7 protein-coding genes are annotated in these 6603 nt (G+C 67.3%); 3 read left to right on the top strand and 4 right to left on the bottom strand.

Annotated elements, in window-relative coordinates; genetic code table 11:
• On the top strand, positions 1–732 hold a 732-nt coding region (locus tag WBB14_RS03230), incomplete at its 5' end, for an MFS transporter (RefSeq protein ID WP_424238545.1).
• A 94-nt stretch (positions 733–826) separates the two neighbouring features.
• On the top strand, positions 827–1450 hold the full coding sequence (locus tag WBB14_RS03225; protein ID WP_424238544.1) for a glutathione S-transferase family protein: 624 nt from the start codon (positions 827–829) through the stop codon (positions 1448–1450).
• A 13-nt stretch (positions 1451–1463) separates the two neighbouring features.
• Here the strand turns inward: WBB14_RS03225 and sodC are convergent, their stop codons facing one another.
• The 4 genes from sodC to WBB14_RS03205 form a co-directional block, all read right to left on the bottom strand.
• Positions 1464–1988: a superoxide dismutase [Cu-Zn] SodC gene (gene sodC, locus WBB14_RS03220; protein WP_424238543.1), complete on the bottom strand. Its 525-nt coding sequence runs from the start codon at positions 1986–1988 to the stop codon at positions 1464–1466.
• Between the two features lie 214 nt (positions 1989–2202).
• Positions 2203–3522: a DUF445 domain-containing protein gene (locus tag WBB14_RS03215; protein ID WP_424238542.1), complete on the bottom strand. Its 1320-nt coding sequence runs from the start codon at positions 3520–3522 to the stop codon at positions 2203–2205.
• A gap of 62 nt (positions 3523–3584) precedes the next feature.
• Positions 3585–4973, bottom strand: a complete 1389-nt coding sequence (locus WBB14_RS03210) for a GntP family permease (RefSeq protein ID WP_424238541.1) — start codon at positions 4971–4973, stop codon at positions 3585–3587.
• A gap of 114 nt (positions 4974–5087) precedes the next feature.
• Positions 5088–6017, bottom strand: coding sequence for a LysR family transcriptional regulator (locus WBB14_RS03205; RefSeq protein WP_424238540.1), 930 nt, complete (start codon positions 6015–6017; stop codon positions 5088–5090).
• Positions 6018–6221: 204 nt separating this feature from the next.
• Here WBB14_RS03205 and WBB14_RS03200 point away from each other — a divergent pair.
• On the top strand, positions 6222–6603 hold a 382-nt coding region (locus WBB14_RS03200; protein ID WP_424238539.1), incomplete at its 3' end, for an enoyl-CoA hydratase/isomerase family protein.

Below are 6603 nucleotides of genomic sequence, written 5' to 3'. Positions count from 1 at the left end.
GGCGCGCCCTCGGCCTATGTGCTGGCCACCGTGCTGTCGCTGCTGGCGGCCCTGCTGCTGGCCGGCCTGCCCCACGACAGGCCTGGGCCGGCGCCCCGCCGCCGCCTGCTGGAGGAACTGCGCGAAGGCGCCGCATTTGTCCTCACGCATCCGCTGCTGCGTCCGGTCCTGGTGACCGCCGTGTTCTTCAACACCGCCTGGTTCGTGCTGCAAGCCGTCTACGTCGCCTACGCCATCGAACGGCTGGGCCTGTCGGCGGCAGCCGTCGGCCTCACGCTGGGCGTGTACGGCGGCGGCATGGTGGCCGGCGCCTTGCTGGCGCCCTGGCTGGCCCAGCGGCTGAGCTTCGGCGGCATGATCGCGGTCGGCCCGCTGGCCGCGCTGATCGCAAGCGCCATCCTGCTGTCGACCCTGGCCTATCCGTCCGGGGCATGGGCGGCGACGGGCTTCTTCCTGTTCGGCGCAGGTCCCATCCTGTGGACCATCACGACCACCACGCTGCGCCAGGCGATCACGCCCAATGCCCTGCTGGGCCGCGTATCCGCCGTGATCCTGACCGCCACCTTCGGCGCCCGCCCCATCGGCGCACTGATCGGCGCCGCGCTCGCCGCGCGGGTCGGCGTCGAAGCCTGCCTCTGGGTGTCGACAGCCGGCTTCGCCGTGCAATTCGTGGTGCTGTACAGCTCGCCCGTGCTGCGCCTGCGTAGCCAACCCGAAGCCGGAGCCTGCTGAGCGCTGTTGCGCACGGAAAACCGGCAATCTGTATCTGCCCGCGCCCGCCGCCGCCCGCTAGACTGCCACCGTCAGTCAAAACGATGCCGGCAACATGCTGAAAATCCTGGGTAAGGCTTCATCCATCAACGTGCGCAAGGTCCTGTGGACCTGCGCCGAACTGGACCTGCCGTTCGAACGCGAGGATTGGGGCGCGGGTTTCCAAGCCACCAGCGATCCCGCGTTCCTGGCGCTGAACCCGAACGCGATGGTGCCCGTCATCCAGGACGGCGACTTCGTGCTGTGGGAGTCCAACAGCATCATCCGCTACCTGGCCTCGCAATACGGCGGCCAGCGCCTGTACCCCATCGAGCCCAGGCTGCGCGCCCGCGTCGACCAATGGATCGACTGGCAGGCGACCGACCTGAACCGCTCCTGGAACTACGCCTTCATGGCCCTGGTGCGCGAATCAGCCGCCCACCGCGACCGCGCCGCGATCGAGGCATCCTGCCGCGAATGGGCGCGGTTCATGGCGATACTGGACCAGCGCCTGGAACAGGCCGGCGGCTACGTCGCCGGCCCCGCGTTTTCCCTGGCCGACATTCCCGTGGGCCTGTCGGTCAACCGCTGGTTCTGCACGCCCTTCGACAAGCCGCAACTGCCGGCCGTCGCCGCCTACTACGACCGGCTCGCTGAACGCGAAGGCTACCGGCTGCACGGCCGCAACGGCACGGCCTGACGCGACAAGGCTGTTACTTCACCACCCCGCAAACCAGCCGGCCGCCCCCGCCGCCCAGCGGCGCCGGCGTATCGCTGTAGTTGTCACCGCCCACGTGCACCATCACCGCACGGCCCTTCACATCGGCAAGCTTCAGATGCGGCGCCACTACTGCCTTGGTGGCCGTGCCGTCCGCGGCGACCACGATGAAAGGCAGATCGCCCTGATGCCCATCGGTCGCCATCGGCCCCTTGTGCGCCTTGGTGCCCTTGGGATCCAGATGCCCGCCCGCCGCGCCACCGGGCGCCATCTGATTATTCACCATGCCCGGCTCGCAAGAGCCCTTCTCGTGCACATGGAAGCCATGCTCGCCGGGCGGCAAGCCCTTCAAATGCGGCGTGAGCTGCAGCCCGCCTTTGGTGTCCTTGAGCGTGATCGTGCCAGCGCTCTTGCCCACGCCCTCCGCGCTCAAGAACGACATCGACACGTCTTCCGCCAACGCCGCGCCAGACGCGCCTGCCAACGCAAGCGCTGCGACCAGCATCGAGATTTTCTTCATGGAGTGCCTCCAAAATAAGCCGCCCGCGGACTGCGGGCGCCCGGTAGTGCATGAGCGGCCCGGCGCCGCCCATTCCGAAAAAAACAATAGCATTCGGGTCAGCGCGTCCACCAGCAATCTTCGTTCCTGATACAAACGCGGGCGATACGGGCAGCAAAATTCTGAATGTTCTGCTCGACCATTCAAAAAACCCGCGTCGGGCAAGCAGGGAGTGTCACCCCCGAACCAGCAACACCACCGCATGCAGCACCACGCCTATCAGCCCACCCACCAGCGTGCCATTGAACCGTATGTACTGCAGATCCCGCCCCACGCTGAGTTCAAGCTCATCCACCAGATGCCGCTCGTCCCAATTCTTCACCGTGCGAGAAATATGCTCCGTGACCCCGCTACGCAAGCGCCCCGTCAACCGCCGCGCCCCGCCCAGGACGTGATTGTTGATCGCCGCCCGCAACCCCGGATCCTCCCCCAGCTTGCGCCCCAAGGCGAGCAGAGCGCTCTCCAGATGCCGCGCCAACGCCGAATTCTCGGACGACAGATCTCTCCGCAGCGCAGCATGGATATCGTCCCATAGCCCCTGCACATACTCCTGCACCTTCGGATGATCGATCGCGCGCTGCTTCAACGCCTCCACCTGCGCCGCCAAGGCCGGATCATCCTTCAGCCGCCGGATGTAATCCTGCACCCAGGCCTCATAGTCCCGCCGCACCGGATGCCCAGGCTCGGACAGCACGTCCCGCAACTCCTCCACCAGCGCCCGCGCCAGGCGATCCGCCAGATTGTCCGCAATCCCGTCCACCGACTTGACCACGTCCACCGCCGCAATAATGCGCGGCCACTCCTTCTTGGCGAACTTCACCAGCAGACCCGACGCCCGCGCCTTTACCTCCTCGTCACCCAGGTACCCGCCCAGCCGCTCCAGCGCCGCGTCCAGCAGCTCCTGATGCCGCCCGTCGCGCGTCAACAGGCCCAGCACCTCGCCCGCCGTATCCGCCGCATCCCAGCGCCGCAGATTCTTCACCACGAACTCCTGGATCACCCCCCGCACCGCCCGGTCATCCAACAGGTCCAGCGTCTGCAAGGCCACATTGCGCGCGCCCTCGCTCAAGGCGCGCGCCTGCCGCGGACGCGCCAGCCAGCGGCTCAGGCGCGCGGCCGGATCGAACACCCGCAGCTTCTCCATCAACGTGTCCGGATCCAGGAAGTGATCGCGCACGAACACCGCCAGGTTGTCGCCGATGCGGTCCTTATTGCTGGGAATGATGGCGGTGTGGGGAATAGGCAGACCCATCGGCCGGCGGAACAGCGCCACCACCGCGAACCAGTCGGCCAGCGCGCCCACCGTGGCCGCCTCGCAGAACGCCCGCACCCAGGCCCACGCGCCCTGCCCGCCCATCACGTGGCTGGTGATGAAACCGCAGACCATCGCCACCAGCAAGGCCAATGCGGCGATCTTCATGCGCCGCAGCTGGGCGCGGCGCGCCTCGGAAGCCAGCGCGGAATGCGTGGCGGCGAAACGGGGCGTATCTGTCATGGGGTCTCCGGTTTGGACAGACCCAGCATAACGTAGCGTCCCGCCGCGGCCCCCCCCCGGCGTCAGCCCAGCGGCGGCAACAGGTCGAACAGCAGGACCATGACCAACCCCACCACCGACACGATGGACTGCACCACCGAAATCGTCTTGGTGGCTTCGCCCATGGTCATGCCGAAGGACTCCTTGACCATCCAGAAGCCTGCGTGATTGGCGTAGTTGAAGAACAGCGAGCCGCAGCCGATGGCCAGCGCCAGCAGCGGCAGGTTCAGGCTGGGATCGGCGCCCGCCAGCGGCGCCAGCAGGCCCGCCGCGCCGACGATACCGACCGTCGCCGATCCGGTCGACACCGACAGCAGCATGGCGATCAGCCAGCCCAGCACCAGCGGCGGCAACGAGAACTGATGGGTCAGGTGCACGATGGCATCGCCCACGTGGGCGCTGGTGAGCACCTGCTGGAACGCCCCCCCGCCCGCGATGATCAGCATGATGCCGGCGATGGGCTTGAGGCTCTTGCCCAATCCATCGCGCAGCTTTTCCGCGTCGCCGCCCCGCATCAGCACCAGGGAGACCGCGGCGAACAGCACGCCCAGCAACATCGCCACCAGCGGGTCGCCCAGGAAAGCGGCCACGTGCATGGCGCCGGAGTCCTTGGGCAGCAGCATCTCGGCGCCCGCGTGCACCAGCATCAGCAAGGCGGGCAGCAAGGCCGCCAGCACCCCCAGGCCCACGCTGGGCGCGCCGCGGCCGGCAGCTTCCTGGCGAGTGGTGGTGAACTGTTCCAGCAGCGCCTCGTCCGGGCGCGTGGTCATGCGCGGCGAGATGAAGGCGCCGTACAAGGGCCCGCCGAACACCATGGCCGGCAACGCCGCGATGAAGCCGTAGATCATGGTCGGCCCCACCGTGGTCTTGAGCGTGGCGATCGCCGTAAGCGGACCGGGGTGCGGCGGCACCATGCCATGCATCGCCGCCAGGGCTGCTATCACCGGCACGCCCACGTATACATAGGCCGACCCCTTGAAGCGCTCCTGGCCTTCCAGCTTGCGCGCCACGCTGAAGATCAGCGGCAGCATCACTACCAGGCCCACCTCGAAGAACATCGGTATGCCGATGACGAAAGCCACCAATGTCATGGCCCAGGGAATCATGCGGGCGGAGGTATGGCGCAGGATGGCGCTGGCCAGGCGTTCGGTCGTGCCCGAATCCGCCAGGATCTTGCCCAGCATCGCGCCCAGCGCGATCACCACGCCCACCGCGCCCAAGGTCTTGCCCGCGCCATTGCTCAGGTTCTTGACGATGGCCACGGGCTCCATGCCAGTGGCGAACCCCACGCCGATGGAAACGATCAGCAGCGCCAGCAGCGGATGCATGCGGATGCGCGAGACGATCAGCGCAACCAGCACCAGCACGCTCGCCAGGGCGGTAAGAAGCAATTGGATGTCGGAGGAGGACATGGACGGGCCTGGAAAAAGATGGGCGCGGCCCCGCGGCCGCCAGCCGTGATGGAAACGGATTTTATTCCCGCCAAGCTGAACGCCAAGTCAGGAACGGAGCGCGCGGCGCCTCGTCTAGCCCGCCGCGCTCAGCAATCCCGGCTTGCCTTCGTGCGCGGCCTGGGCCCGTTCCAGGATGAATTCGATGATCATCGAAATCGCCCGCGGATGATGCCGGTTGGGCATGTACAGCATGTACATGCCGCGTCCGAAGATGCTCAGCCGCCATTGCGGCAGCGCGGCCACCAGGTCGCCGCGCGCGATATCGTCGTGGACCACGTAGTCCGGCACCACGCCCACGCCCAACCCCGCCAGCGTCGCATCGCGCAGGAAGGCGTAGTTGCGCGAAATCACGGTCGGCTCCAGCACCACGTGCTGTCGCGGCTGGCCGCCAAGGTAGGCGGAAAGCCGCAAGGGGCGGCCGATGACGGCGGCGCTGATGGTCGGCGTGCGCGCCAGATCCTCCGGATGCTGCGGCAGGCCGCGGGCCGCGGCATAGGCCCGGGACGCGCAGGCCACGTAGCGGACCTGGCCCAGTTCGCGCGCCACCAGGTTCTGCGGCGGCTCGGACATGATGCGCACCGCGATGTCGACCTCGTCGCGCAGCAGATCGTCCACGCTGTTCTCGAACAGCACGTCCAGCACGATGTCCGGATAGGTCCGCTTGAACTCCAGCAGCCAGGGCGTCATCACGAACTGCCCGTAACCGCTGGGCACGCTCAGCCTGACCTTGCCCTGCGGCGTCTTGCCCAGGGTCTCGACCGATTCGCGCGCCGCCGCGAGTTCGTCCTGGATGCTGCGGCCATGCTGATACAGCTTCAGTCCGATTTCCGTGGGCTCCACATGCCTGGTGGTGCGGCGCACCAACTGCATGCCCACCGAGCGCTCCAGCTGATTCAGGTGGTAGCTGACATTGGCGCGCGTCATCTTCAGGCGGCGCGCGGCCTCGCTGAGGTTGCCTGCGTCCAGTATTTCCACCAGCAATGTCAGGGATTTGGTGTCCATCCAGGGCCTCCTCGCCAGGTCGATGCACCCGCCAATTGTCAAATTTTTTTGACTTCAATGTCAATTATCGATGCCATTGTCAAGACTTCTTTACTGCGAAAGAATGAGGCCAGAACAGACGGGCCGTTCCTGGCCCACCAGGCTGAGTCCTGGCGGCTGCCCCAAGCGGCGGCGCCACGGCAGACCTCATCGGAGACACTGTCCATGACAGACAGCGCAAGCACCGGCGCGGCCAGCACGCGCCGCTATGACGACATCCTGGTCGTCACCATCGACCATCCCCCCGTCAATGCCCTGAGCGCCGCAGTGCGCGCCGACCTGGCCGCGGCCATCCGCGACGCCCAGACCGACCCACAGGTGCGAGCCATCCTGCTCATGGGCGCGGGCAAGAACTTCATCGCCGGCGCCGACATCCGCGAATTCGGCAAGCCGCCGCAACCGCCCATCCTGCCCGAGGTCTGCAACCAGATCGAAGCCAGCGCCAAGCCGGTGGTGGCCGCGCTGCATGGCGCGGCGCTGGGCGGCGGACTGGAAGTGGCGCTGGCCGCGCACTACCGCGTCGCGCTGGCGGGCGCCAAGCTGGGCC

The organism is Achromobacter sp. (genome assembly GCF_049647645.1).
Taxonomy (GTDB): domain Bacteria; phylum Pseudomonadota; class Gammaproteobacteria; order Burkholderiales; family Burkholderiaceae_B; genus Achromobacter.
The sequence above is the reverse complement of the archived record's forward strand: the minus strand, read 5'-3'. Positions and strand labels throughout refer to the sequence as shown.